Below are 25,821 nucleotides of genomic sequence, written 5' to 3'. Positions count from 1 at the left end.
TGACCCTGTTCAACGAGGTGCGTGGCGATGGAATTCATTCTTGGTGTGATCATCTTCGTGCTGGATGTCTGGGCGATCGCGTCCGTCATCAATACGAAGGAAACGACCGGAACGAAGGTGCTGTGGATCGCGCTGATTGCGATTCTGCCGGTTCTGGGACTGATCATCTGGTATTTCGCCGGACCCAAGGCGAAATACAGCTGACCCGCTAACGGCGCAGATAGACGTAGTAGGCCCCTTCGCCGCCGTGCCGATAATGCGCGGCGGTGACCTGCTGGACCGCGGCCGACAACGGCGGCTGGTGCAGCCAGAACGGCACCTGGTGGCGCAGCGCGCCGGGTCGGGTGGGCAGCGGGCCGTGATCGCCGCGCCCCTTGCCGGTGATGACCAGAACCAGACGATTTCCATTGGCCCTGCAGGACAGGATGAAGGCGATCAGCTCGGGATGGGCCGCCGCCAATGTCATGCCATGCAGGTCCAGCCGCGCCTCGGGGCGCAACTTTCCCTGGGTCATGCGCTTGTGGGTCTTGTGGTCCATGCGCAGCGGCGATTGCGACAGGCGCTGCGCCGGGCTGGGTGAGGGGTCGTGCAGCGGACGACCGCCTTTGGCCGCCTGTCCGATCCGGAATGCCGGCACGGCGTCAGGCATGGCGGGGGGCTGTTTCAAGGATGCCGGCAGCTTGGTCGCGGGGGCGACCGGTGCGGGCGTCGTTTTTGCATAGGTCGTGTCGGCCGTGCGCGCGATGCGTGACCACAACTCCTGTTCGTCAGGCGTCAGATCACGCCGCCGCCGCGCCATCAGCCGGTCGCGACAAGCTGCCAGTTCGGGTCGTTCTGACCCATGTGGCGGGCGAAGGTCCACAGGTCGCGCTGTTTGCGCGGTGCCTTGGGGTCGCCCTCGATCACGCTGCCGTCGGCGTCGCGGGTGGCCACGATGACTTCGGCCACGAAGCGCACGGTTACCTCGGCCAGTCCGGTCGTGCTGTCGTATTCGGCCTGCGCCAGGGCGGTTTCGCGCGTGCCCAGATATTGCGCTTCGACCGTCTGGCCGGCGGCCTTGCGCTGATCGATGACCGACTGGAACGCCTCGGCGACGGGTTCCGACAGGAACGGGCGCACATCCGCGATATCGCCGCGCTCAAAGCTCATCAGGATCATCTCATGCGCGGATTTCGCGCCGGTCAGAAAGCTGCCGACCCCGAAGGACGGTTCGGCCTGCTTCATCGCCGTCAGGGCGGCCGCGGCAGGGCTGCCCGGCTCGACATGGTCGTTGATGTCGTGATCCGGCTCATCCGCGCTGCCCTCGATCACCTCGAACCGGCGACGGTCGGGCTGGGCGGGATTTTCGACCTTTGGCGGTTCGAACCCGTCACGCGTGCCCAGGACATTGCGCAGGCGCAGGATCAGAAAAATGGCGATCCCGGCCAGGACGAGAAGCTGGATCAGCGCGTTGGACATCAGTTGAACCTCAAATCGGGGCGGGTCTGTTGGTATATGACAACTTGCCCATTATGTAGGGATTGCGCCGGGGCAAGTCCAGTTGCCCGCCGGTAAAGGAAAGGGAATTCGCATGTGGCTTTTCTGGCTTTTCGTGGCCGTACCGATCATCGAGATCGCGCTGTTCATTCAGGTGGGCGGTCTGATCGGTCTGTGGCCGACGCTGGGGATCGTGCTGCTGACGGCCGTGGTCGGCCATCGCCTGATGCGCAGCCAGGGCCTGCATGCATGGAATGAGGTTCAGCGCAGCTTTTCCGAGCTTCGCGACCCCAGCCGCCCCTTGGCGCATGGGGTGATGATCCTGATCGCGGGGATGCTGCTGCTGACGCCCGGTTTCTTCACCGACACGGTCGGCCTGCTGCTGTTGCTGCCCGGTGTGCGGGAACGGGTGATGACCTATCTGGGGCGCCATATTCAGGTCAGCCGCGTCAATATGTCCGGGGGCTATCGCCGTGAAACCCATCGTCCGCCCTATGGCGAGGGCGTGATCGACGGCGACTATGTGGTCGAGGATGAACCCGAAGCCGCGCCCCCGCGGCCCGATCTTCCGCCTTCGGACGATGCGTCGCGGGGCAATTCAGGGTGGACGCGGCATTGAGAGGTTGCCACCGCGCTGCTAGAACATGGCCTGAAACGTCCAATTGAGGGAACACCATGGCCGACGAAAGCCAGCCGAACGGCGCCGCGCCCGAGGCGCAGACCCAGCAGCAGCAGGTCAAGATGCAGATCCTGGCCCAATATATCCGCGACCTGTCCTTTGAAAACGCGGTTGCGCAGAAGGGTGCGCCCTCGGGCGATGTGCAGCCCGAAATCAGCGTGCAGGTCAGCCTTGATGCGCGCAAGCGTCAGGCCGATCATCAGTATGAAGTGATCTCGAAGTTTCGGGTGACCTCGAAGAACAAGGCCGATGACCAGACGCTGTTCCTGGCAGAACTGGATTATGGCGGAGTGTTCCATGTCGAGGGCGTCCCCGAGGATCAGCTGCACCCGTTCCTGATGATCGAATGCCCGCGGATGATGTTCCCCTTTGTGCGGCGCATCATTTCCGACCTGACCCGTGATGGCGGCTTCCCGCCCTTCAACATGGACCCGGTCGATTTCGTCGCCCTGTACCGTCAGGAACTGGCCCGGCGCGCACAGCAGCAGCAGGGCCAGCAGGTCCCGGCCGATCAGAAGCTGTCGTAACGGCATCTGGCGATGGCCCAGAAACCCCGGCGCGCCTGGCAGCGGATGCTGTCCGGGCGTCGCCTTGATCTTCTAGATCCGACCCCCTTCGACATCGAGATCACAGATATCGCGCATGGTCTTGCCTTTGTCGCGCGATGGAACGGTCAGACCCAGGGCGACTGGCCCTATTCCGTGGCCGAGCATTCCCTGTTGGTCGAGCGTATCTTTGCGCGGCTGAATCCCGAAGCCCCGGCACGATGGCGTCTGGCCGCGCTGCTGCATGATGCCCCCGAATATGTCATCGGGGACATGATCTCTCCGGTGAAATCGGCGCTGGGGGCGGAATATGGCGAGATGGATCAGCGCCTGACGACGGCGATTCACCGCAAGTTCGGGTTGCCCGCGGCCCTGCCGATGACCGTGAAGAAAAAGATCAAGATGGCGGATCGCGTGTCGGCCCGGCTGGAAGCGGTGCGCATCGCCGGCTTCGCCGACAGCGAGGCGCGGCGCCTGTTTCCGGTCCCTGACAGTGCGATGCTGGATGATCTGGAAATCCGGTTGCGACCCCCGGCAGAGGTTCGCAAAGCCTATCTGGATCGCTTTTCCGAACTGATAGACGAAATAGACATATAAGGTTTAACCAAAAGAAAAGGGCCGCGATTGCGACCCTTTTTATTACGAGATCAGCAGATCTTCCAGTTCCCGGCCCTGTTCCAGGTTCTCTTGAACCCAGCGGGGTTTCCGGCCGCGACCGGTCCAGGTCATCGTCGGATCTGCAGGATTCGCATATTTCGGCGCGACGGTTCCGGTGCGTTTGGGCTTTCCACCGGTCAGATCGGCAAGGTTAAACCCATGTTCGCGCGCGGCTTCTTCGATCGCGGCCAATGCCTCGCGGCGTTTCCGGTCTTCATAGGAATTGATGGCGCGATCAAGCTTTGCGCGCATTTCGCGCATCTCTTTCAGAGAAAGCTTATCAAAGTCGATGTTCATTCTATTCTGTCCGTGCGTGCTGATTAGATTAATCTAAACTATATGACCACAAATTCAAGAACAGTTATCTTTTAGTTAGCGCGGTCCACGTTTGGCCAGTATTCTTTGCAGGGTTCTGCGATGCATATGCAGTCTACGTGCCGTTTCACTGACATTTCTGTCGCATTGCTCAAAGACGCGCTGGATATGTTCCCAGCGCACGCGATCGGCGGACATCGGGTTTTCCGGCGGGGGCGGCAATTGTTCGCCCGATGACAGCAGCGCGGCCATCACCTCATTGGCGTCGGCGGGCTTTGCCAGATAGTCGGTCGCGCCCATCTTGACCGCCGCGACCGCTGTGGCGATGGCGCCATAACCGGTCAGCACGACGATTCGGGCATCCTCGCGCCGGTCGCGCAGCGCCTCGACCACGTCCAGACCGTTGCCGTCTTCCAGCCGAAGGTCGATCACGGCATAGGCGGGGGTCTTTTCCACCAGCAGGCGTTGCGCCTCGGCGACGCTCAGTGCGGTGCGCACCTCGAAGCCGCGTTTCTCCATGGCGCGGCCCAGTCTTGTGACGAAGACTTCGTCGTCATCCACCAAAAGCAGCGATGCGTCGGGGCCGATACCATCCATTACCATCTCCGTCATTGCGGGCCGATCCTTTCGGAAACTCGGGCGATCCTATCCGGTTTCACCGGGAACCGCGATTCCCTGCTCAGCCCGCGGCGTCGATAAAACATCCCACGCGGTCGGCCATCTGTTCGGGGCTGACATCGCGGGAAAAGAACTCGACGGTCTGGTTGCCGGGCATGACCAGATAGCTGTTGGTCATGTGGTCGACCAGATAATACTCGTCATCTTCCTCGTTGTTCAGCTTGTAGTAGTTGCGCCAGCCCTTGTTGATCGCGGCGATTTCCTCGTCGCTGCCGGTCAGGCCGATCATGTCGCCGGGAAAGACGCTCACGAAATCTTTAACCACGTCGGGCGTGTCGCGGGCCGGATCGACGGTCACGAAGACGGCCTGGGCATCCAATCCGCTGTCGGCCAGAATCGCGGTGGCCTCGGCGTTGCGGGCGCTGTCCAGCGGGCAGACATCGGGGCAGAACGTATAGCCGAAATACAGGATCGAGGGTTTGTCGAAGACCTGTTGGTCGGTCACCCGTTCACCATCCTGATTTGTCAGCGTGAATTCGGTGCCAAAGCTGTCCATTCCGCCTGCGACGGTGCTTTGGCGGCATTGGGCAAAGGCATCGCCACCCTGGCTTTGGGCCAGAAAGATGCCCCCGGCGGCCAGCACCGCCACGGCGGCGACGCTGCCGATCAGAAGAAGCTTGCGGTCAGCCATGATGGACACCCCTGAAAATGTTGATGTTGCGCGCGTTGCATCGCCCATCCGGCCACAGGTATCAAGGCACCCATTGTCGCAGCGAGGATCGCCATGCACGCCCCAGATGAGATCAGCCCCGCAGAAATCGCCCGGTCCGAACCCATCCGCATGCGGACCGTCATCCTCCTGCGCTGGGTCGCGATCCTGGGGCAGTTATGCGCCACGGTCGTTGCCTATACGATGGGGATGCAATTCGCGGTCAAGCCGGTTCTGATCCTGATCCTTGCGGCGACGGCGATGAACATGTGGCTGTTTCTGCAATCGCCTCGGCAAAGCTCGGTCCGCAGCACGGTCTATCAGCTGGTGTTCGATCTGGTGCAGATCGCGGCGCTGATGGCGCTGACCGGCGGCATGGCCAATCCTTTCGCGCTGCTGGTGCTGGCGCCGGTGACGATCGCGGCGACGACGCTGAATCCGCGTCAGACCGTTGCACTGGGATTGGCGACGGTGGCGTTGATCACCCTGTCGGCCGTGGTCGCGCTGCCGCTGCACGAACCCGATGGCACGCCCTTGCGGCTGGACCCGCTGCTGGCGCTGGGGCATTGGTTCGCGCTGGTGATCGGGGTGTTCTTCTTTGCCTATTACGCCCACCGCGTGACGGCCGAGCTGTCGGCGACCTCGAACGCGCTGTTTGCCACGCAGATGGCGTTGGCGCGGGAACAGCGATTGCAGCATCTGGGTGGCGTCGTCGCGGCCGCCGCGCATGAGATGGGCACGCCCTTGGCCACCATCAAGCTGATCGCATCCGAGCTGGCCGATGAGCTGCAGGATCGCCCCGATCTGGCTGCCGACATGTCCAACCTGCGGCTGTCGGCGGATCGCTGCGCCCAGATCCTGCGCAGCATGGGGCGCGCGGGCAAGGATGATCTGCTGATGCGCGCCGCGCCCCTGCACACGGTTCTGGACGATGCGGCCAGCCCGCATGCCGATCGCGGCCCCAGGGTCGAGATTCTGGCCGAGGGGCCGGTGGTGCGCCGCGATCCCGGCGTCATTCACGGTTTGCGCAACCTGATCCAGAACGCGGTCGATTTCGCCGATCAGCGGGTGGTGATCGAGGCGGACAGCGATTCCCAGCATCTGACCGTCACGGTGCGCGATGACGGTCCCGGCTATCCGGCGGCCTTGCTGGCAAGGATCGGTGATCCCTATCTGACCAGCCGCCGCATCGGGCCGCAGCGCGGGGAATATGACGGCATGGGTCTGGGGTTGTTCATTGCCAAGACCCTGCTGGAACGCTCGGGCGCGCGGCTGACCTTCGCCAATGGCGGGCCGGGTGCGATCGTGCGGGTGCGCTGGCCGCTGGACCGCATCGTGGTCGATGACCGCGCGGTTCTGGGCGAGAACCCGGAAAACACGGTGTGAAAAGAAGTGTTAACGGCTTCTTAACGAAAATGGCATTAAGGAAGATGAAACGAGAGAGGGATCGCGATCTTGGCGAGTTACGATCTTTGGTCAACTGTTGCCGCGCTGGTGGCCGGTACGTTCTCGGTCGTTCTGGCGATCCTGTGCATCCGTGCCTATGACCGCCTGAAGGGTCGGCGCCCACAGGCGACGCTTGGTACGCTGTCCGATGGCCTGCAACCGGTGATCTTCCTGTTTCGCGATCGGCAACTGGTGGATGCGACGGGGCCTGCGCGGTCGCTGCTGGACCATGCGGGCGGGCCGGATGGCGACTGGCCGCGGCTGATGGCCTGGATCGCGCCACGCTTTCCCGACGCGGCGCGGCATTTGTCCGAACTGGGCGCGCGCTTGCAGATCGACCTGACCGGCAGCGAAGGAATGGGCAGTGCCGCCCTGAGCCTGCGGGCCGAGGATCTGGGCGAGGGGCTGGTCCGGATCTCGGTCAACGATCCCAGTGCCGAACATGCCGGCATCCTTGTCGATTCGCTGTCCCAGCAGGCCATGGAAGAAGAACTTGACCTGTTGCGCCGGGCCCTGGACCAGACGCCGATGCTGGTCTGGCGGCAGGATGCGGACAGCCGCATCACCTGGGCCAACGCCGCCTATCTGCGCCGCGCCGAGGTGATGGGGGACGGCGATCTGCCCTGGCCCCTGCCGCGCCTTCTGGAAAGCCCCAAGCCGGTGCCGGGGGCGGGGACCAAGACCCGCCGCGCGTCTTTGGACGATCATGGGGTGGTGTCCTGGTATGATTGTCACAGCCACAAGATGGGCGATCAGACGATGATGTTCGCGCTGCCTGCGGACGCGGCGGTGCGGGCCGAACGCAGCCTGCGCGAATTCGTCCAGACACTGACCAAGACCTTTGCCGACCTGCCGATCGGGCTTGCGATCTTCGACCGTCAGCGTCGCTTGCAGCTGTTCAATCCGGCATTGATCGACCTGACCGGGCTGCCGACCGGGTTTCTGACCGCGCGACCGACCCTGCTGGATTTTCTGGACCAGCTTCGCGAACATCGCATGGTGCCCGAACCCAAGGATTATCGCAGCTGGCGTCAGCAGATGAGCAATCTGGAAAGCGCCGCCGCGACCGGCCACCATGTCGAGGAATGGTCGCTGCCCAATGGGCGCACCTATCGCGTGACGGGCCGGCCGCATCCCGATGGGGCGGTGGCCTTCCTGTTCGACGACATCACGTCCGAAATCGCCCTGACCCGGCAGTTCCGGTCCGATTTGCTGATGGGCAGTGCGGTTCTGGATCGGCTGGACGATGCGCTGGCCGTTTTCGAACCTTCGGGCAAGATCGTCCTGACCAATCAGGCCTATCGCGACATGTGGCCCTCGGCGGCAGGCACCCTGACCGAGGCGCTGGCGGAATGGAAATCGCAGGGTCAGACCGGGCCGGGCCTTGCCGCCCTGGAGGCGCGCCTGCAAGGCCAGCCCGAGGCACGCGACACCGGGGCCATTCTGGACGCGCGCGGCCATCTGATCGGGTGGAGTGTGTCGTTTCTGGGGGGCACGAACCAGCTTTTGTCGTTCAAGAAGAACGTCGCCGTGCAGGGGCCCGTCCGCCCCGAACCGGATCGCAGCGCAAGCCTGTCGCAGGTCGGGGCGCGATAACCCCGACCTGAGCCTTCTTAATAATCCCGTTCGAAATAGACACCCAGCGTGCTTTCGCCGTCACTGGCGACCGAGCCACGCGCGCGCAGGGTTTCAGAGATATCCAGATTGAGGTTGATCGAAGTCTTGCCCTGATCGCCCACCGACACGTCGGTATAGACATTGTCGCTGATATATTTCCCGGCGCGCACCTCGACATTGCCTTCGTCGTCGGTCTGCAGATCCAGATCGTCCAGCCCGAACTGATTGCGCAGATTGCCGATCACACCCTCGCCGCCGCGACCGGCCAGAACGGCCAGGGCATTGGCCAGTTGCAGCGCCTGAAGCGGGCTGATCGTGTCCAGACCGCGTCCGAACAACAGCTGCGACAGCACTTCTTCCTCGGGCATTTCGGGCGAGGATTCGAAGCTGACATCGGGATCGCGGGCCTCGCCGTCGATGATGACGCGGGTGGTCACATCGTTCTGGCTGGTTTCGGCGACCAGACGCAGGACCGGCACCAGGCTGCCCTGCAGTTCCACCAGCCCCTCGGTCAGGTCGAACCGCTTGCCCAGCAGATCGACGCGACCCCGGATCAGTTCCAGATGGCCGATGGGCACGACATTGCGCGCGGTGCCGCGAACCTGCAATTCGCCGCCCATTTCCGCATCGACGCCGCGACCGCGGATGAACACCTGGTTCGGGGCGCTGATGAACAGATCCAGACGCGGCGGATTCCCCGGTGGGGTCGAAGGCGGCGCAGACATGTTGGCGTCGCGCGATGCGTCACTGGGATAGGGCAGCAGCCCGGCCTTGGCGCGGGTCGCGCGCTGTGGGGGGCGTTCGGCCAGATGGCTGATTTCGGGGATCGCCTTTGCCCCGCCCAGCCCGGTCGAGGGGATGCGGATCTCGGTTTCGCCCACATCGATACGCCCTGAAATCAGCGGACCGTCGGCATTGCGGCCCGACACCCGTACCTGTCCCGACAGGCGTGTCTGGTACAGGTTGGGGTCGCGGGCGACGACATTGTCCAGCGTGGCCACCAGATCCAGCGTGCCGGCCCGCAGATCGACCGGACCCGCGATCGACAGGCGACCACCCGCCGCGACGCTGCTGGTGGCATCGACATTGATGCGCCCGTTCTGGAAGCCCGCCGTCGCGGTCAGATCGTCCAGCCGGATGCCCAGCCGGGGATCGGCCAGTTCGGCCCCGGTCAACTGCGCGGTGCCGGTCAGCGCGTTCAGGCCCGGCGCCCCGTTCAGCCGCAGATCAAGGCTAAGCGGCCCGTCGATGCTGCGCGTGCGCATGAAGCTGTTGGCGATGGCGGCATTCGCACCACCCGTGATCGCGATATCCGTGGTCGAGAAATCGCGCGCCGCCGTTCCCGCGATCTGCAGGCGGGTCTGGGCGGGGGCGGTGGCATCAAGGTCGATGACGAAATTCTGCGGCGTCTGCGCCAGCGTTCCCGTGACCTGCACCGGACCGGGGATCGCACGCTCGATCAGGCCCAGATCGCTAAGCCGCGCGTCGATATTCAGCGCCTGCGCCGGGTCGCCATCCGCCGACACCCGCAGCTGCGGGTTCTGAACCTGAAGCCGTTGCAGCGACAGGCCCGAGGGCGATTGCGTTGCCGCGATGTCAAAGCTGGTCTGCCCGCGCAGGACCGGGTCGATGCGCGGCTGGTTCAGTTGCAGCCCGTTCGCGTTGCCCGTTGCGGTGATGCGGCGCTGATCGCCGTCCTCGACCAGCCGGGCATCGGCACTGACCGACCCGCGGATCCCGTTGCCGACGAAACGCAGATCCGAGGCGTTCAGCCGGGCCGACAGGTCGGTCTGGCCGCCGCCGACCTTGCCGTTGGCATCGGCGGACAGGCGCGGGTTTTCGATCTGCGCCTGTTCGATGCTAAAGACGCCGCCCTGTTCGGTTCCGGTGACGGCGATGCGGGTTTCCCCGGCCAGCGCGCCGTCCAGCTGTGCCTGACCCATGGCCAGATCCTGCCCGGTGCCGGTCAGTTGCAGCCGCCGCACACCTTCGCCCTGTTCCTGAAAGCTGGCATCCGCGCTTAGCGCGCCGCGCCAGCCTGCCCCGAACGAGGCCAGCGACGCGATGTCGATATCGGCGGTCAGATCGGTCACGCCGGGGCCGTAGGTGCCATCGGCGGTCACATTCATCTGCTGATTGGTCAGGCTGACATCACGCAGCGTGATCACGCCGTCCTTTTCCTGCGCCTTGATCGTCAGATCGGTGGTGCCGGTCAACGCGCCATCGACATTCTGCTGACCCAGAGACAGGTTCTGGCCCGTGCCGGTGACGTCGAACAGCCGCGTACCCTGTGATTCGGACATCACCGCATCGGCGCTGAAACCGCCCGACCATCCGGCCTTGATCGCGGCCAGATCGGGAACCGACAGATTGGCGGTGCCATCCAGTGCACCTTGGGCAAAGCTGCCCTGACCTTCGGCGCTTAGCTGCGGGTTCGACAGTTCGAACGCCTTCAGCGCGTAGCCATCTTCTTGTTCGCCCGCCAGAACGGTCAGCGTGGTCTTGCCCTGCAGGGCGCCGTCCAGCGCCTCGATCCCGATCTGCAGATCCTCGGCATCCCCGGACACGGCAAGCTGCCGTGCGCCGGTCGCGCCGCTGAGTTTGGCCAGAAGTTCGGCCGAGCCGGAATAGCCGGGATCGACCTCGGACAGCGACGGCATGGAAATCCGTGCCGTCAGATCCGAGGAATCGCTGTTCAGATAGCCCTGCGCCTCGGCGGTCAGGTTCTGGGCGTTCACGGTCAACTGGCCAAGTTCGATCCCCACCTCGTCGCGGCGTGCGCGCATCTTGATCCGCGACTGACCGGCCAGCAGGCGATCGGCCTGTTCCTGATCGATGCTGATATTGGTGCCGCGAATTTCGGCGTCCAGATCAAAGCTTTTGGTCAGAACGGTGTAATAGCCCGACAGGTCGGCCTGGGCCTGACCGGCCAGCGGCCGCCCCGCCAGATCCGAAATCCGTGACAGATCCTGATAGCCCGCCGTCATGTCGAACGAGGCGATGATCCCCGTCGACAGACCCGACAGCAGCGCATATCCGTTCAGCCCGTAATCCGCGCCGTCGATCTGCAATTCGCTGATATCCATATGGCCGCCGCCATAGGTGAATGTGGATCGCCCGGTCACGGCCTGACCCACCGCGCGCGCCAGCGCCGGGTCCGCGAAATTCAGCCCCGAGGCGCCGAAATCCAGCCCGCCGGTGATTTCGGACAGGGCGCCGGTGTCGGACAACAGAACCTCGCCTGCGCCGTTCAGGGTCAGTTCCTCCATGCTGACGGTGCCCTGATCCAGCATGCCCACGCGCCCCTGAAGGGTCCAGCCCTGGCCCTGATCTGCGTCGTAATTCAGTTCCACCCGACCGGATTCCACGGTCGCATTCTGACCCGCGCCGGGCAGGCTGACAGGCACCTGGCTTGCGCCCGCGTCGCGCCCAAGCGTGATCGTCAGTTGCGCGGTCTGGGGGGCGTTGCTGGCATTGGTGGACAGCTGCCCTTCCAGATTCAGGGCGTCGGTATCGATCCGCAGCGTCGGGATGTTCAGCCGACCGTCCTGCCCACGCCAGCCTTCGGCCAGCAATTGCGTATTGGGGCCAAAGAAGGTGCGGTCGTCGGGCGGCAGCAGCGCCGCGACATCGCCGCCCAGTTGCACGCGAAAGCCGCGTCCGGGCGACTGGCCGTCCAGTTCCTGCTGATTCAGCGTCACGCGACCGGTCACGCGCGGCTGCCCCGCGGTTGCCAGCCGAAGATCGGCGGCGAAATCGTCCAGCGTGCCTTCCCCGCTGATCTGGGCCGAGACCGAGGGCTTGTCATGCAGGTCGATCAGGTTGACCAGCAGACCGTCGCGCGCCTCTTCCAGGGCCAGATTGACGCTGAGATTCTGTGTTTCGTTGCCATAGGCGGCGCTGAGGATGAATTCGCCGCGCGGCCCGTCCAGACGGTCGATGGTCAGATCGGCCATGCCTTCGCCGTCGATCAGGCTCATGTTGCCATTGACGGCGATGGCGGCGGGCATGCCGATCACGGGTTCGCCCAGTTCGACGCGACCGACCTGAATTTTCTCGATTTCCAGCGATACGGGCAGATCAGGCAGCGCGAATTCGGTGGTTTCGGCGGTAGTGTCCTGCGCCTCGCCCGTGGGCAGGCGCGGCAGTTCGACGACCTCGGCCGACAGTTCCGCGATCTGGACCCGGCGGCGCAGCAGGGCCGTGCGGCTCCATTGGATGGCGCCGTTCTTCAGGGTCAGCCACGCGCCATCGGCATCCATGATGACGATTTCGTCGAAGGTGGCCCGTGACGACAGCGCCCCTTCAAAGCCGCTGATGACCACGCGGCGATCGTCCCCCGACAGGTTCTTTTCCAGAAAGCGGGTCAGAAAGCCCTTGTCGTCGTCGATCTGCTGCGACAGCTCGGCCGCGCTTTGCGCCATGGCCAGCGCCGGGAACAGGATTGCAAAGATGAGTATCAGAAATCCGCGCATCAGAATGCCTGCCCAAGTCCAAGGTAAACCTGAACCCCGTCATCGGTATCGCCATTGCCGAGAGGGGTTGCGATGTCGAAACGCAGCGGGCCGATGGGCGTGTCATAGCGCACACCCGCACCGACCCCTGCATGCCAGCCGGAATCGCCCGACCACGCCTCTTCCGTCCAGACGCGACCGTAATCGACAAAGCCGACAACGCCGATCTTTTCGCGCAGCTGATAGCGGATTTCGGCGCTGGCGTTGAAGATGCTCATGCCGCCGGTCTTGATCGGACCGTCGCTGCCCTGAATTTCCTCGACCCCAAGTGATTCATAGGAATGGCCGCGCACGGTGCCGCCGCCGCCCGAATAGAACAGGTAATCCCGCGGCGTATTCTGGATGTCGCTGCCCAGAACCGATCCGGCGCGGGCACGGCCCGCAAAGGTCAGCCGGTCTTCGGGCAGGATCGAATAATAGCCCCGCGCCTCGCCATCCAGCCGCAGCCCGGAATCGGTGCCGTCAAAGCCCTTGAACGGCGTCGCCTCGCCATCCAGGTAAAAACCGCTTTTGGCATTGGTGGGTTCGTCGCGCTTGTCCCAAGTGACGCTGGACGGGAAGGCCAGCACCTTGAAGATGCGTCGCCCGTTATCGTCGGTGACGCGTTCGTAGTAATATTCGGTGCCCAGATCGATCGTCAGGTCGTCATTGGGAATATGGGTAAAGCCAAGTCCCAGCGTCACCGCGTCGGAATCGTAGTCATCCTCGCGCATTTTCGCCAGTTCGGTTTCCACATAGGCGGTCGTGTCGGCGGTGATGGTGGCGGGGCGGTCGATCCGGAAGGTGATTTCCTCGTCCCGGCCACTGTTGTCGGAACCGATATCGGACACCTCTGCGTCGATCCGCAGCCTTTCGCCGCCGCCCAGCAGGTTGCGGTGCATCCAGTAGGCCGAGATCTGCGCCCCGTCGATATTCGAGATCTCGAACCCTGCGCCGATGCGGCGGGGCTTGTCCTCGACCACGGTCAGGTTGACATCCATCGTGTTGCCCGGCCCAAGCGTTTCGGCTTCTTCCAGCGTGATCGCGGAAAAGACGCCGGTGCGGCGCAGGCGCTTGCGCACATCTTCCAGTTCCTCGGGGTCGAAACCTTCGCCTTCTGGCAGGCCCGCGATCTTGTGCAGGCGGCGCGGCTTCATCCGCTTGTAGCCGGTCATGTTCAGCTTGCCGAAGGTGACGGCCGGGCCGGGGTTCAGCGCGATCTGGCTGTCGACGGTGGATTGGGCGTGATCGGCCACGATCTGTTGCCCCGCCAGATCGGCCTTGGCGTGACCCTGATTGCGCCAGCCGTCGACGCCGGCCAGCGCGGCGGACTTGATCGTCCCGGTGCCCGCCGTTTCGCCCTGGGCATATTCGTCGGGAATGTCGCTGTCGGGGGCGACCGGCGCGATGGCCGCGCGGGAAAAGCGAAAACGCGGGCCGGGATCGACCGTGACCACGACATTCGTGACCGCAGCCGGGGCATCCAGCGGCGCGATCTCTGCCGCCTCGACCCCGTCCAGCGTGATGAAGATCAGCGCGGAATAATAGCCCTGATCGTAAAGCGTGCCCAGGATGCGGGCGTAATCGGCACGGGCCGCGGCCAGCACATCCTGCGGGTTGTTGCGTTCTTCCTTCAACGCCCCCGCGATCAGCGAGGTGTTGCGGATCGCATTCGCGATGCCGTCATCGCCGCCATCCACCCGGATATCCAGATCGACGGGGCCTTCGATTTCCTCGCCACCGCCCAATAAACCCGAGAACGGCGACGAGGACTGGGCCAGCGCCATCGTCCCGCATCCCAGTGCCGTGCCAGCGATCAGCATGGCCTTCACATATGCCCGCATCGTTTCCTGCCCTGTTCGTCGTTCTTTGCGGCAATATGAACAGGAATCGACCTGTCATGCCAGTAAATGAACGTCAAAAAGGCAGAAAGTGATAACGGGGCGGCGGTCTGTTGCCGTCAGGTCAAGGCGGCCAGGCAGCCGTGCAGCGCGGCCATGTCGTCGCGGATCAGGCAGATCGGCGTATTGGCCGGGATCTGGCGCATATGCGCTTCGGACAGGAAGGCATTCTCAAAAAGGCCGATGCGGTCCGCGATGCTGCGCCCGACGCTGCCTGCGATGAACAGTCCTTCCAGCGGCATGAAGCGCAGGGCAAGTTCGCGGCACAGCAGGCCGACAAGTTCCGCGAACAGGTCATAGGTCGCGATCGCCTCGGGATCGCCCTCGCCGGCGGCGCGGGCCACGGCCTCGCTTGGGATGGGCGGCTGGCCGGTTCGCGCGGCATGCAGACGGGCCAGCCCGCGCCCGGCAAAGGTTTCCTCGGTCGAAAAGAACTGCGCGGCACCTTCGGGGCCGAACAGATCGACAAGGCGGCGATAGATATTCGCGGGCAGCTGGGTGTGACCTTCTTCGGCCTCCAGCGCGGTGATGCCGCCCTGCGGCAGCACCCGCACGGCGCAGACATTGAAGCCCGTGCCCAGTCCGACGACCAGCGATTGCCCGTTCCGTGCCCGGTCCGGCGGCGCCGAGCGCAGGACCGAGACGCCATCGCCCTGAAGGCTGGGGGTGGCGTAACCCAGCGCCGTCAGGTCGTTGATCAGCCGGACCTGATCGGCGTCGGTCAGCCGGGCCAGCCGCTCTTCCGAGAAATCCCAGTCGCGGTTCGTCAGGCTGGCCCGGCCACCGCTGACCGGACCTGCCACGGCCACACAGACCGAGGTGATGCGCGGATCGTGCTGATCCTTCAGGAACTGCCGGACGACATCGTCAAAGCTGTGATAGTCGTCGCCCCGAAACCGCGTCACCGTCACATCGTCGATGACACCGTTGCGGGCGATCGCCAGCCGGGCGTTGGTGCCGCCCACATCCCCAAGAAGCATCGCCATCGGTCCGTTCCCCTCGCGATCAGTTCAGACGCTGACCATCTTTAGGCGAGAAGTAGGACAGTTTCGAGAGGTCGAATGCTAGCGGAAACATCTGTTTCGGCCGCACCGCGCTTTCGGCCCGCAGACGTGCCGTCACCGGCTTGCCGCCCAGATGGGTCACGGCAAAGGTGTCGGCCCCTGCCGGTTCGACCACGTCGATCATCACCTCGCCCCCCGATTGCCGCGCGGCGTCGGGCAAATGGGCGGTGCCGGTCGCCTCGTGGATGTCTTCGGGGCGGACACCCAGAACGATCTCGGCGGGCAGGTCGCGGGCCACCGGGTCGGTAAAGACAAGGGGATCGCCCTGACCGCGGTCGATCTCGATCCGGGTGGCGCCGCCTTCGGCCCGGACGCGGGCCGGGATCAGGTTCATCGCCGGGCTGCCCATGAAATCGGCCACGAACATGTTGGCCGGGCGGTTGTAGATTTCCGCGGGCGTGCCGATCTGCTGGATCACGCCGCCCTTCATGACGACGATCTTGGTGGCCAGCGTCATCGCCTCGATCTGGTCATGGGTGACATAGACGATGGACGCGTTCAGGTCCTGATGCAGCTTCTTGATCTCGGTCCGCATGCTGACGCGCAGTTTCGCGTCCAGGTTCGACAGCGGTTCGTCGAACAGGAACAGCCGCGGATCGCGCACCAGCGCCCGGCCCATCGCGACGCGCTGACGCTGACCGCCCGACAGCTGACCCGGCTTGCGGTTCAGAAGCTGTTCGATCTGCAACTGGCGCGACACCTCGGCCAGTTTCGCCTCTTGCGTGGCCTTGTCGACGCCGCGCACCTTCATGCCGAAGGTGATGTTCTTGGCGACCGACATGGTGGGGTACAGCGCATAGGACTGAAACACCATGGCGATGTCGCGGTCCTTGGGCGACACGCCCGTCACGTCGCGGCCTGCGATGCTGATCTTGCCGCCGGTGGTCGGTTCCAGCCCGGCGATGCAGTTCAGCAAGGTGGATTTGCCGCAGCCCGACGGGCCGACCAGCACAAGGAAGTCGCCTTCCTCGATGCTGATATTGATGTCGTGCAGAATATGGGTCTCGCCATAGGCTTTCTGCAGGTGGTCGATTTCAAGGATCGGCATGGGATCACCCTTTCACGGAACCGGCGGTCAGACCGCGGATGAAATATTTGCCAGCGACGACGTAAACCAGCAGCGTGGGCAGGGCGGCGATGATCGCGGCGGCCATATCCACGTTGTAGGCTTTGACGCCGGTGGTCGAATTGACGATGTTGTTCAGCGCGACGGTGACGGGCTGGCTGCCCGGACCGCTGAAGCTGACCCCGAACAGGAAGTCGTTCCAGATCTGGGTGAACTGCCAGATGACCGAGACGGTAATGATCGGCAGCGACAGGGGCAGGAAGATCGCGAAGAAGATGCGGAAGAAACCCGCGCCATCGACCTTGGCCGCCCGCACCAGTTCCTGCGGAATGGTGACATAGTAGTTGCGGAAGAACAGCGTCGTGAAGCCGATCCCGTAGATCACGTGCACGAAGATCAGCCCCGGAATGCTGCCCGCCAGCCCCAGAAAGCCTAGCGCCTGCGCCATCGGCAGCAGCACGACCTGGAAGGGGATGAAGCAGCCGAACAGGATCGCCGCGAAGAACAGGTTCGCGCCGCGGAACTGCCATTGCGCGAAGACATAGCCGTTCAGGGCGCCCACCACCGTGGAAATGGCGACGGCGGGCACGGCCATCAGCACGCTGTTCCAGAAGAACGGGCGCAGCCCCTCGCACTGGGTGCCGGCGCAGGCGGTGGACCAGGCCTCGGCCCAGGGGGCGAAGGTGATCTCTCGCGGCAGGGACAGCAGGCCGCCGGTGCGGATCTCCTCCAGCGACTTCAGCGAGGTCGTCAGCATCACGAACAGCGGCATCAGGTAGAAGGCCGCGAACAGGATCAGGACCGCATAGAGGCCCCAGCGAAGCAGGGTGTTAGTGGTCACGGCGCGGCCTCAATTCACTGTAGAGATAGGGAACGACGATCGCGAAGATGACGCCCATCATGACCATGGCGCTGGACGCCGCCTGGCCCAGATCCCCGCGCGAGAACGCCATCGCGTACATGTAGGTCGCGGGCAGATCGGTCGAGTAGCCGGGGCCGCCATTGGTCAGCGCGATGACAAGGTCGAAGGCCTTGATCGCCAGATGCGCCAGCACGATGAAGGCCGACAGGAAGATCGGCGCCATCGTCGGGATGATGATCGCGGAATAGATGCGGTGGTTCGGGATGCCGTCCACCTGGGCTGCGCGGATGATCTCGGTATCGACGGACCGCAGGCCCGCAAGGAACAGCGCCATCACGAAGCCCGATGCCTGCCAGACGGCGGCCAGCACGACGGTATAGATCGCCATCTCGGGCTTGATCAGCCAGTCGAAGGTAAAGCTCTCGAAGCCCCAGCCGCGGACGGTCTCCTGGATGCCCAGACCCGGATTCAGGATCCATTTCCACGCGGTGCCCGTCACGATCAGCGACAGCGCCATCGGGTACAGATAGACCGTGCGCAGAACGCCCTCGGCCCGGATCCTCTGGTCCAGGAAGATCGCCAGCAGCAGGCCGATCACCATCGAGATCACGATGAACAGGCCGCCGAAGATGAACAGGTTGTTCATCGCCACGTCCCAGCGCGGGGCCGCGAACAGGCGTTCGAATTGCCCGAAGCCGTCGATCTCGTATTTCGGCATCAGGCGCGATTTCGTCAGGCTGATCCAAGCGGTCCAGGCGATGAAGCCGTAGACGAAGATCAGGATCGCCACGAAGGACGGCGCCAAGACAAGCTTGGGCACGTTGCGTTCAAGCCATTCCATTCCGGATAACCCTTCAAAGAAAAACCCCGCGCCCTGACCGCAAGTCGGGGCGCGGGGCGTTCAGCCTTCGATCACATCGCGTTCGCGACGGCGTCGGCCAGTTGCTGGACCGCGTCTTCCGACGACATGTCGCTGTTGAAATGCGCGGTCACGACATCGGTGATCGCGCCTGCGGGTGCACCGCGCAGGGCCATGCCGTGGGCATAGCTGGGCAGCAGCGAACCGTCGGCCGCATCCTCGTTCATGTCCTTGTTCGACTGCATGGCGCAATCGTCGAACTCGTCCAGGGCCACGTCGGTGCGTGCCGGGATCGAGCCCTTGTTCAGGTTGAACGTCTTCTGGAAGTCGGGGCCCATGATCAGCTTGGCCAGCAGTGCCTGGCCGTCCTGCTTGTCCTGGCCGTCGACCTCGAAGAAGGCGAAGCTGTCGACATTGTAGAGGAAGCCCTCGCCCGGGGTGGGGGCGCAGACGAAATCGGTGCCCGGCTCCTTGCCGGCGGCCAGGAATTCGCCCTTGGCCCAGTCGCCCATGATCTGGAAGGCGGCCTCGCCGTTCATGACCATGGCGGTGGCCAGGTTCCAATCGCGACCCGAGAAGTTGTCATCGACATAGCCGCGGATGGTCCGCATTTCATCGAAGGCCTGCTTCATCGTGTCCGAGGTCAGCGCCTCGGGGTCCAGATCGACCAGCGCCTTCTGGAAGAATTCGGGGCCGCCAAGACCCAGCACGACCGCCTCGAAGACGGTCGCGTCTTGCCAAGCCTGACCGCCATGGGCCAGCGGCGTGACGCCCGCTTCCTGCAGCTTTTCGGCTGCGGCATTGAATTCGTCCCAGGTGGTCGGCATCTCGATGCCGTGCTCGTCCAGGATCTGCTTGTTGCCCCAGATCCAGTTGACGCGGTGCACGTTCACGGGCGCGGCGCACCATTCGCCCTCGCACTTCATGTGCTCGGCGATCTGCTCGGGCAGGACGTCGGCCCAGCCGTTCTCTTCGGCGACGGCGCCGATATCGGCAAGGCCGGTTTCTTCGTACCATTCCTGAATGGCGGGGCCTTTCAGCTGCACGGCGGTGGGGGCGTTGCCCGACAGCACGCGCGCACGCAGCGCGGTCATGGCCGCGTCACCGCCGCCACCGGCCACCGGCATATCGGTCCAGGTGCCACCCTCGGCGGCGAATTGTTCCTGCAGGACGGCAACGGATTTCGCCTCGCCGCCCGAGGTCCACCAATGCAGAACCTCGGCCTGCGGTTCGGCCATGACGGGTCCGGCCAGCATCACGGCGGTCGAGGCCGCCATCACGGATTTCATGTTCATGGATCCTCCCAGATCTTTGACAGCGCAGGCTTGTCCACCCGCGTCATGCCACATCATGGCAAATCCACAGCCATGCAGGCAACGCAGCACAGCCTTGCAGATACCACTTTGGCGGCGCAGGTGTTACAGACTGTTACGAGGCCGTCGCGTCATCCATCCCGGAGGGACAATGCCACTGCAGAAACTGCTGGTCGTCGAAGATGACGCCGAGATGGCCGCGATGATGGCCGCCTTTCTGCAGCGGCAGGGCTATTTCGTCACCCGCGCGGGCAGTCGCGATCAGGCGCTGCAGGCCCTTGCGGCGGGGCGGGTCGATCTGATCCTGCTGGACGTGTCGCTGGGCGCCGATAGCGGCGTCGAGATCTGCGCCGAGATCCGCGCCGCGCAGGACGTGCCGATCATCATGGTCTCGGCACTGTCGGCCGATCATCAGCGCATGGCGGGATACGAGGTCGGCGCCGATGATTACATCGCCAAGCCCTTCAACCCGGAACTGCTGCTGGCGCGGATCCGGGCCGTTCTGCGCCGCGCCCATCGCGCGCCCAGCCTGTCGCATCGCAGGCGTGATGCGGTGCTGCGTTTTGGCGGCTGGCGCTATGACGCGCGCCGCGACGAGGTGACCGCCCCCGGAGGCTGGCAGGTCGCGCTGTCGGCGCGGGAAACGGCGCTGTTGCGGGTGTTTCTGGCCAATCCGCTGATCCCGCTGAGCCGCGAGGAAATCGCCGAGGCGCTGGATGACGAGGATGCCGCCGAGGGCCGCGCCATCGACATGCTGGTCACGCGCCTGCGCCACAAGACCGATGCGGCGCTGATCCGGACCGAACGCGGCACCGGATATGTTCTGACGACCGAGGTCACGCCCGACGATGCCTAGCCGACTAAGCCTGCGCTGGCTGGCCCGACTGTGGATCGTGCTGGCGATGATCGCGGGGGGCGCGGCGGTCTGGGTCTGGATGCGATCCGAAACCGCGTGGCAGGATCATCTGGACCGTGCCTATCTGGCCGGGCTGGCGCTGCATGAAAGTCTGGACAGCGGCGTCGCCCTGCCGCCCGGGCTTAGCCTGTCGCGGCTGGCCGGTCAGCCCGATCTGCAACCCGGATGGCGCGAAACGCGGATCACGCTGACGGGTGGGCGGCCCGATCAATCCTATGGGCCACGGCTGTCGGTCCGCATCCAGTCGCCTGATATCCAGTACCCCGCCGCCGCAATCGAAAGCGTGGGTGGCGGATCGCAGGCTGCGGGGCTGGCCTCGGTGACGCGGGGGCTGGCGCGGTTCTGCAGCCAGCCGCGCCTGTTCGTTCAGCTGGATCAGGGCGTCTGGAGCCGGGTCGACGGGCAGCAGGTCTGGGGCTGTCAGGCCGCACCGCGCGATCTGCGGCTGCTGGCCGGGGCGATCCTGCTGGGCGGGCTGGGCCTGCTGTTCGGGTGGGTGGCCGAGGTGTCGGGCGCTTTCGCGGGCTTTGCCGCCGCGCTGCGCGATCACAGGGCGCGCAATGCCGCGCTGCCGGTCGGCGGCGTGGATGAACTGCGCCAGACTGCCGAGGCGGTGAACGCCTATGTCGCGCAGGATCGCGCGGCCCTGGAAAACCGGGCGATGGTCCTGTCGGGGGTCAGCCATGACCTTGGCACCCCCGCGACCCGCCTGCGGCTGCGCAGCGCCCTGATCGAGGACGACGATCTGCGCGCCCGACTGGAACGCGATATCGACGAGATGACGGGCATGATCGATGGCGTTCTGACCTATACCCGCGCCGAGATCGGGTCCGAGCCGTTTCGCCAGCTGTCGCTGACCTCGCTGGCCGAGGCGGTGGTCGCCGATTATCAGGATGTTGGCCTGCCCGTCACCCTGACCCTGCCGCCCATCCGCGAGGCCGGGGCCGGCACGCTGTTTTCGCGCATGACCGCCCGTCCCGCCGCTGACCCGCAGACGGTGCTGATGCGCGGTCAGCCGACCTCGCTGCGTCGGGCGCTGACCAATCTGATCGACAACGCGCTGAAATACGGGCGCGAGGCGCGGGTCGGCGTGGATGCCGATGCCGATGATGCCTGGCTGACCGTCACCGATCGCGGTTCCGTCCTGACCCAGGGGGATCTGGCCCGCCTGACGGGTGCCTTTCAGCGGGGCGAAAATGCCGGTGCAGAACGCGGTGTCGGGCTGGGCCTTGCGATCGTGTCGACCGTGGCGGCGCAGCATGGCGGGCGGCTTGAATTCGGGCATGAGGATGGCGGTCTGTCGGCCCGCCTGATCCTGTGCCGCAGATGGGCCTGACCGCACACCCGACGGCTGCTGCAATGGGGGCAGCATCGGGCGACTTGGGAACCCAAGCCGCAATTCCCGTGTTTATTCGCCAGCAAACGCAAGGTGAAAGGCCATATCATGTCCCGCACGGCACATCGCATCGTCAAGCTGTTCACGGCTGGCAGCGTCATGCTGCTGACGGCTGTTCCCGCCCTTTCGGCGACCCGTTCCGATCAGCCCGTTCAGGGATGGTCCGCGATGGCGGGCGTCGATATCGCCACGCTGTTGGACCGGGCGCAGCATTTGCCCGAAACCGACATGGCGGTTGGCGATCAACCCTATTGCGCCGACGATCCGGAAATTCACCGGACGCTGAAATCCGATTTTTCCGAAACCAGGGTGGATGCGTCGCATCAGGGGACCGAGCTTTGGGGCTCGGACCAGATGGGGACCTGGACACTGGTCGCGCCGCGCGGCGACCAGACCAGTTGCATCATCGCCTCGGGGGTCGGATATGACGATCAGCAGGATGTCGAGGTCTATTACCAGACCGCCGGGCTGCGCTGATCAACCGACGCGGCGCAGGAAGGCGCGGGTGCGGTCGTCCTGCGCATTGCCGAAAATCTGGCTAGGCGGGCCTTGTTCCACGATGCGTCCGCCTTCCATGAAGATCACCCGATCCGCGATTTCACGGGCGAACTGCATCTCATGGGTGACGATCAGCATGGTCTGACGGCCATCGGCGATCTTGCGGATCAGGTCCAGAACCTCGCCCACCCATTCCGGGTCCAGCGCGCTGGTCGGTTCGTCAAACAGCATCAGTTCCGCATCCAACGCCATCGCGCGGCCGATGCCGACCCGTTGTTGCTGCCCCCCCGACATGCCGGACGGATAGCTGTCGCCGCGATCGCCCAGACCGATCTGACCCAGGATTTCGTCGGCGCGTGCACGCGCCTTTTCGGGTGTCCATCCGCGCACGGTGGTCAGCCCTTCCATGATGTTCTGCCGGGCCGTCATATTGGCAAACAGCGCGTAGTTCTGAAAGACAAAGCCCGTGCGACGGCGCAGCGCCAGAATCTCGGGCTTGTCCGCCCTGGCCGCATCGACCGTCAGATCGCCCAGGGTGATGCGCCCGGCATCGGGCCGGTCAAGAAAGTTCAGGCAGCGCAGCAGCGTCGATTTCCCGGTGCCCGAGGGACCGATGATCGCCACGCGTTCGCCCGGCGTCAGGCACAGGTCGATGCCGTTCAGCACCGTATTGTCGCCGAATGTCTTGATCAGACCTGAAATTTCGATCTCGCAGCTCATCTGGCCACCGCCTTTCCAAGATGCGCTTCCATGCGGCGCTGTCCGACCGACAGTGCCTCGACGATGACCCAGTAGAACAGCGCGACGACCAGAAACGCCTCGAGGTAGAGAAAGCTTCCGGCGGCCTCTTTCTGGGCCGCGCCCATCATCTCGGTCACGCCCAGGGTGAAGGCAAGCGAGGTGCCTTTGATCATGTCGATGAAATAGTTCATCAGCGTCGGCGCGGCGGTCTGGGCGGCCTGCGGCAGGATCACGCGGCGCAGCAGCTGGCCCTGTGTCATGCCGATGGATTGCGCGGCCTCCCATTGGCTGCGGTCGACGCCAAGGATCGCGCCACGGATGCTTTCGGCCATATAGGCCGAGAAATGCAGCGTCAGGCCAAGGATCGTCGCCGTGACGCCATTGATGCTGGTCAGAAAGGACAGCATCTGCGGCGCGCCGTAGTAGAACAGGAACAACTGAACCAGCAGCGGCGTGCCGCGGAAAAAGCTGATGAACACCGCAACAAGCCTGTCGATGACCGGCAGTTTCAGGACACGGATGATGGCCAGAATGGCGGCCAGCGCAAGCGCCGCCACCATTGCCACGATGGCCATGAACAGGGTCAGCGGGATGTAGCCGGCGATCACCGGCGCCAGATCCCACATATAGGCGATGTCCAGGGGCCGCATTATTCAGCCGCTGCCGGCTTGGTCACATCCGCATCCAGCCATTTCTGCGAAATTTCGGCCAGTTTGCCGTTTTCCTTCAGCGTGGTGATCGCGGCATCGACGCGGTCGCGCATGGCCTTGCCGTCATCGTCGTTGCGGAAGGGCAGGGCGTTGCGGATCTCGTCGAAGGGTTGGCCAGCCAGCGCCAGCGGCAGCGGGCTTTCCTTGATCACCTGACCCGAACTGACGCGGTCCATCACGAAGGCATCGACCCGACCCAGCGCGGTATCCTGTGCGATGTTGCTTTCATAGGTGCGGATGTCGATGTCGTCGGCATAGGGCAGGTTGCGCAGCAATTCCTCGAAGTTCGAGCCCAGATTGACCGCGACTGACTTGCCCTGCAGGCTTTCGGGGCCGGTGATCGCGTCTTCGTTGCCCGCCTTCACCACGACCTGCGCCCCGTCATAGACATAGGGCTGGCTGAAGGCGAATTTCGCCTCGCGTTCGGGGGTGATGGTGATCTGGTTGGCCACCGTGTCGATGCGGCCCGATTCCAAGGCGCCGATCAGACCCGAAAAGGACATGGTGACGAATTCGATCTCGTCGCCGGTCTCTTCGCCGATGGCGTTCAGGAAATCGACCTCGAACCCCTGCAATTCGTCGGCGCGGGTGAAGGTGAAGGGGAAATAGCCCCCCGACATGCCCACGCGGATCGTGTCGGCGGCGGCGGGCAGGGCGGTGGTCACGGCAAGGATCGCCGTCAGGATGGTCTTGCGCATCGGAATGCTCCTTTGATTTCTTGCGCCCTAGATGCGGTCGCGCGGTCGCGATCACAACCGGCCCTGCGGGGATGGGCGAAAAATAAGAACGGCGTGGACCCGGCGTCGGCTTCGCAGGGTATAGCATTTCGCGGTAAAACGGACGGCCGGGAAAATTGTTCCGGGCCTTCCCCTGCAAGCTGTTGCCTTCTCATCACAATCCGGGTTTCCTGCCACGCGGAGGAATTGCCGCGCCCCTGCAATGGCGGGCTGCGGCGCCAAGGAGGGTCAGATGAAACACCTATATGCCGCCGCACTGATCGGTGCGGGCTTTGCTGTGCCCGCGGGCGCGCAGGAAATTAAGATCGGCTATGCGCTGGCCGAGGACAGCCATTACGGCGTCGCGGCCAAGGCGTTCGAACAGTCGATCGCCGGGGCACTGGGCGATCAGTTCGGCTTTCGCCACTTCCCGTCCTCGGGTCTGGGGGGCGAGCGCGAGGTGATCGAGGGGCTGCAGCTGGGCACGGTCGAGATGACCATCGTGTCCACCGGCACATTGTCGAACTTCGTCCCCGAGGTCGGCGTGTTCGACGTGCCCTTCCTGTTTTCCAGCCTGGATCACGCCCGCAGCGTGCTGGATGGCCAGATCGGACAGGACATGCTGGCGAAATTCGACGATGCCGGCATTCATGCGCTGGCCTGGGGCGAACAGGGGTTCCGCCACATCACCAATAATCGTGGCCCCATCGCGGCCCCCGCCGATACCGATGGGCTGAAGATCCGCACGATGGAAAACCCGGTCCATATCGCCGCCTTCGAGGCACTGGGCGCCGCGCCCACGCCGATGGCATGGCCCGAGGTGATCGGCGCGTTGCAGCAGGGCGCGATCGACGGGCAGGAAAACCCGCTGTCGGTCATCGTCTCGGCCAAGCTGAGCGAGGTGCAGAAATACCTGACGCTGGACGGGCATGTCTATTCGCCCGCCGTGATCCTTGTGTCGCCCAGCCTGTGGGGGCAGTTGGATGATGACCAGAAGGCCGCCTTCGATCAGGCCGCGATCGATGCCGTCGCCGCGATGCGCGGCTATGTCGACGAAGTCGAGGCGTCGGGCGTCGAGACGCTGAAATCCGAGGGCATGGAGGTCAACGAGTTGTCGGCCGAACAGAAAGCCGCGTTCCGTGACGCCCTGGCCGAACCCTACAAGGCCTATGAGGAACAGTTCGGCAAGGATCTGATGGACAGTATACAGGCCGCCGACTGATC

The 25,821-nt window shown here is 64.4% G+C and carries 25 protein-coding genes; 10 read left to right on the top strand and 15 right to left on the bottom strand.

Annotation, left to right across the window (positions count from 1 at the left end):
* Positions 1-27 precede the first annotated feature (27 nt).
* Entirely contained in the window at positions 28-204 is a 177-nt protein-coding gene (locus tag BMX67_RS02150) for a PLD nuclease N-terminal domain-containing protein (RefSeq protein ID WP_090732132.1), read from the top strand.
* 4 nt (positions 205-208) lie between these two features.
* On the opposite strand, the gene BMX67_RS02145 is transcribed toward BMX67_RS02150, so the two are convergent.
* Both BMX67_RS02145 and BMX67_RS02140 read right to left on the bottom strand, forming a co-directional pair.
* Complete coding sequence (locus BMX67_RS02145) at positions 209-799, bottom strand: Smr/MutS family protein (RefSeq protein WP_090732130.1); 591 nt, start codon at positions 797-799, stop codon at positions 209-211.
* On the bottom strand, positions 799-1,458 hold the full coding sequence (locus BMX67_RS02140; protein WP_090732128.1) for a Tim44/TimA family putative adaptor protein: 660 nt from the start codon (positions 1,456-1,458) through the stop codon (positions 799-801). Before BMX67_RS02140 ends, BMX67_RS02145 begins: the two co-directional genes overlap by 1 nt.
* Positions 1,459-1,570: 112 nt before the next feature.
* Here BMX67_RS02140 and BMX67_RS02135 point away from each other — a divergent pair, with 112 nt between their 5' ends.
* Genes BMX67_RS02135 through BMX67_RS02125 form a run of 3 tightly spaced genes read left to right on the top strand, consistent with a single transcriptional unit; the run spans position 1,571 to position 3,297 of the window.
* Complete coding sequence (locus BMX67_RS02135; protein WP_090732126.1) at positions 1,571-2,095, top strand: FxsA family protein; 525 nt, start codon at positions 1,571-1,573, stop codon at positions 2,093-2,095.
* Between the two features lie 56 nt (positions 2,096-2,151).
* Entirely contained in the window at positions 2,152-2,682 is a 531-nt protein-coding gene (gene secB / locus BMX67_RS02130) for a protein-export chaperone SecB (protein ID WP_090732124.1), read from the top strand.
* A gap of 12 nt (positions 2,683-2,694) precedes the next feature.
* The gene (locus tag BMX67_RS02125) at positions 2,695-3,297 is read left to right on the top strand and encodes an HD domain-containing protein (protein WP_090732122.1); all 603 of its coding nucleotides are present in this window, start codon (positions 2,695-2,697) and stop codon (positions 3,295-3,297) included.
* Between the two features lie 42 nt (positions 3,298-3,339).
* Here the strand turns inward: BMX67_RS02125 and BMX67_RS02120 are convergent, their stop codons facing one another.
* The 3 genes from BMX67_RS02120 to BMX67_RS02110 all read right to left on the bottom strand — a co-directional run bounded on the left by BMX67_RS02120 (position 3,340) and on the right by BMX67_RS02110 (position 4,981).
* The gene (locus BMX67_RS02120; RefSeq protein WP_090732120.1) at positions 3,340-3,654 is read right to left on the bottom strand and encodes an H-NS histone family protein; all 315 of its coding nucleotides are present in this window, start codon (positions 3,652-3,654) and stop codon (positions 3,340-3,342) included.
* 75 nt (positions 3,655-3,729) lie between these two features.
* A complete protein-coding gene (locus tag BMX67_RS02115; protein WP_090732118.1) occupies positions 3,730-4,284 on the bottom strand; it encodes an ActR/PrrA/RegA family redox response regulator transcription factor in 555 nt (184 codons plus the stop codon).
* Between the two features lie 67 nt (positions 4,285-4,351).
* Positions 4,352-4,981, bottom strand: a complete 630-nt coding sequence (locus BMX67_RS02110) for an SCO family protein (RefSeq protein WP_090732117.1) — start codon at positions 4,979-4,981, stop codon at positions 4,352-4,354.
* A gap of 93 nt (positions 4,982-5,074) precedes the next feature.
* Here BMX67_RS02110 and BMX67_RS02105 point away from each other — a divergent pair, with 93 nt between their 5' ends.
* Both BMX67_RS02105 and BMX67_RS02100 read left to right on the top strand, forming a co-directional pair.
* A complete protein-coding gene (locus BMX67_RS02105; protein WP_090732115.1) occupies positions 5,075-6,385 on the top strand; it encodes an ActS/PrrB/RegB family redox-sensitive histidine kinase in 1,311 nt (436 codons plus the stop codon).
* A 69-nt stretch (positions 6,386-6,454) separates the two neighbouring features.
* On the top strand, positions 6,455-8,041 hold the full coding sequence (locus tag BMX67_RS02100; protein ID WP_245739080.1) for a PAS-domain containing protein: 1,587 nt from the start codon (positions 6,455-6,457) through the stop codon (positions 8,039-8,041).
* Between the two features lie 17 nt (positions 8,042-8,058).
* Here the strand turns inward: BMX67_RS02100 and BMX67_RS02095 are convergent, their stop codons facing one another.
* The 7 genes from BMX67_RS02095 to BMX67_RS02065 form a co-directional block, all read right to left on the bottom strand.
* Positions 8,059-12,537, bottom strand: a complete 4,479-nt coding sequence (locus tag BMX67_RS02095) for a translocation/assembly module TamB domain-containing protein (protein ID WP_090732114.1) — start codon at positions 12,535-12,537, stop codon at positions 8,059-8,061.
* Positions 12,537-14,399, bottom strand: coding sequence for an autotransporter assembly complex protein TamA (locus tag BMX67_RS02090; RefSeq protein WP_090732112.1), 1,863 nt, complete (start codon positions 14,397-14,399; stop codon positions 12,537-12,539). Before BMX67_RS02090 ends, BMX67_RS02095 begins: the two co-directional genes overlap by 1 nt.
* A gap of 116 nt (positions 14,400-14,515) precedes the next feature.
* Positions 14,516-15,442: a glucokinase gene (locus tag BMX67_RS02085; RefSeq protein ID WP_090732111.1), complete on the bottom strand. Its 927-nt coding sequence runs from the start codon at positions 15,440-15,442 to the stop codon at positions 14,516-14,518.
* A gap of 19 nt (positions 15,443-15,461) precedes the next feature.
* Positions 15,462-16,568 carry an ABC transporter ATP-binding protein gene (locus BMX67_RS02080; protein ID WP_090732109.1) on the bottom strand — a complete coding sequence of 369 codons (1,107 nt, stop codon included), beginning with the start codon at positions 16,566-16,568 and terminating at the stop codon, positions 15,462-15,464.
* Positions 16,569-16,572: 4 nt separating this feature from the next.
* Positions 16,573-17,427, bottom strand: coding sequence for a carbohydrate ABC transporter permease (locus tag BMX67_RS02075; protein ID WP_090732108.1), 855 nt, complete (start codon positions 17,425-17,427; stop codon positions 16,573-16,575).
* Positions 17,417-18,289: a carbohydrate ABC transporter permease gene (locus BMX67_RS02070; RefSeq protein ID WP_090732106.1), complete on the bottom strand. Its 873-nt coding sequence runs from the start codon at positions 18,287-18,289 to the stop codon at positions 17,417-17,419. Before BMX67_RS02070 ends, BMX67_RS02075 begins: the two co-directional genes overlap by 11 nt.
* A 71-nt stretch (positions 18,290-18,360) precedes the next feature.
* Positions 18,361-19,602: an ABC transporter substrate-binding protein gene (locus BMX67_RS02065; protein ID WP_090732105.1), complete on the bottom strand. Its 1,242-nt coding sequence runs from the start codon at positions 19,600-19,602 to the stop codon at positions 18,361-18,363.
* Between the two features lie 169 nt (positions 19,603-19,771).
* Here BMX67_RS02065 and BMX67_RS02060 point away from each other — a divergent pair, with 169 nt between their 5' ends.
* The 3 genes from BMX67_RS02060 to BMX67_RS02050 all read left to right on the top strand — a co-directional run bounded on the left by BMX67_RS02060 (position 19,772) and on the right by BMX67_RS02050 (position 22,409).
* Positions 19,772-20,476 carry a response regulator transcription factor gene (locus tag BMX67_RS02060; protein WP_090732104.1) on the top strand — a complete coding sequence of 235 codons (705 nt, stop codon included), beginning with the start codon at positions 19,772-19,774 and terminating at the stop codon, positions 20,474-20,476.
* Positions 20,469-21,872: a sensor histidine kinase gene (locus BMX67_RS02055; RefSeq protein ID WP_090732102.1), complete on the top strand. Its 1,404-nt coding sequence runs from the start codon at positions 20,469-20,471 to the stop codon at positions 21,870-21,872. Before BMX67_RS02060 ends, BMX67_RS02055 begins: the two co-directional genes overlap by 8 nt.
* 108 nt (positions 21,873-21,980) lie before the next feature.
* Positions 21,981-22,409: a hypothetical protein gene (locus tag BMX67_RS02050; protein WP_090732101.1), complete on the top strand. Its 429-nt coding sequence runs from the start codon at positions 21,981-21,983 to the stop codon at positions 22,407-22,409.
* Here BMX67_RS02050 and BMX67_RS02045 read toward each other — a convergent pair whose 3' ends face one another.
* Genes BMX67_RS02045 through BMX67_RS02035 form a run of 3 tightly spaced genes read right to left on the bottom strand, consistent with a single transcriptional unit; the run spans position 22,410 to position 24,579 of the window.
* Entirely contained in the window at positions 22,410-23,150 is a 741-nt protein-coding gene (locus tag BMX67_RS02045) for an amino acid ABC transporter ATP-binding protein (protein ID WP_090732099.1), read from the bottom strand.
* Positions 23,147-23,821: an amino acid ABC transporter permease gene (locus tag BMX67_RS02040; protein ID WP_090732098.1), complete on the bottom strand. Its 675-nt coding sequence runs from the start codon at positions 23,819-23,821 to the stop codon at positions 23,147-23,149. The genes BMX67_RS02045 and BMX67_RS02040 overlap by 4 nt, the downstream gene beginning before the upstream one ends.
* Positions 23,821-24,579, bottom strand: coding sequence for an amino acid ABC transporter substrate-binding protein (locus BMX67_RS02035; protein ID WP_090732096.1), 759 nt, complete (start codon positions 24,577-24,579; stop codon positions 23,821-23,823). Before BMX67_RS02035 ends, BMX67_RS02040 begins: the two co-directional genes overlap by 1 nt.
* Before the next feature lie 271 nt (positions 24,580-24,850).
* Between BMX67_RS02035 and BMX67_RS02030 the strand changes: the two genes are divergently transcribed.
* Positions 24,851-25,819 carry a TRAP transporter substrate-binding protein gene (locus BMX67_RS02030; RefSeq protein ID WP_090732215.1) on the top strand — a complete coding sequence of 323 codons (969 nt, stop codon included), beginning with the start codon at positions 24,851-24,853 and terminating at the stop codon, positions 25,817-25,819.
* Positions 25,820-25,821 lie beyond the last annotated feature (2 nt).

It is taken from the genome of Paracoccus homiensis (assembly GCF_900111675.1).
Lineage (GTDB): Bacteria > Pseudomonadota > Alphaproteobacteria > Rhodobacterales > Rhodobacteraceae > Paracoccus > Paracoccus homiensis.
Note: the sequence above shows the minus strand (reverse complement) of the source record. Positions and strands in the feature narration are given on the sequence as shown.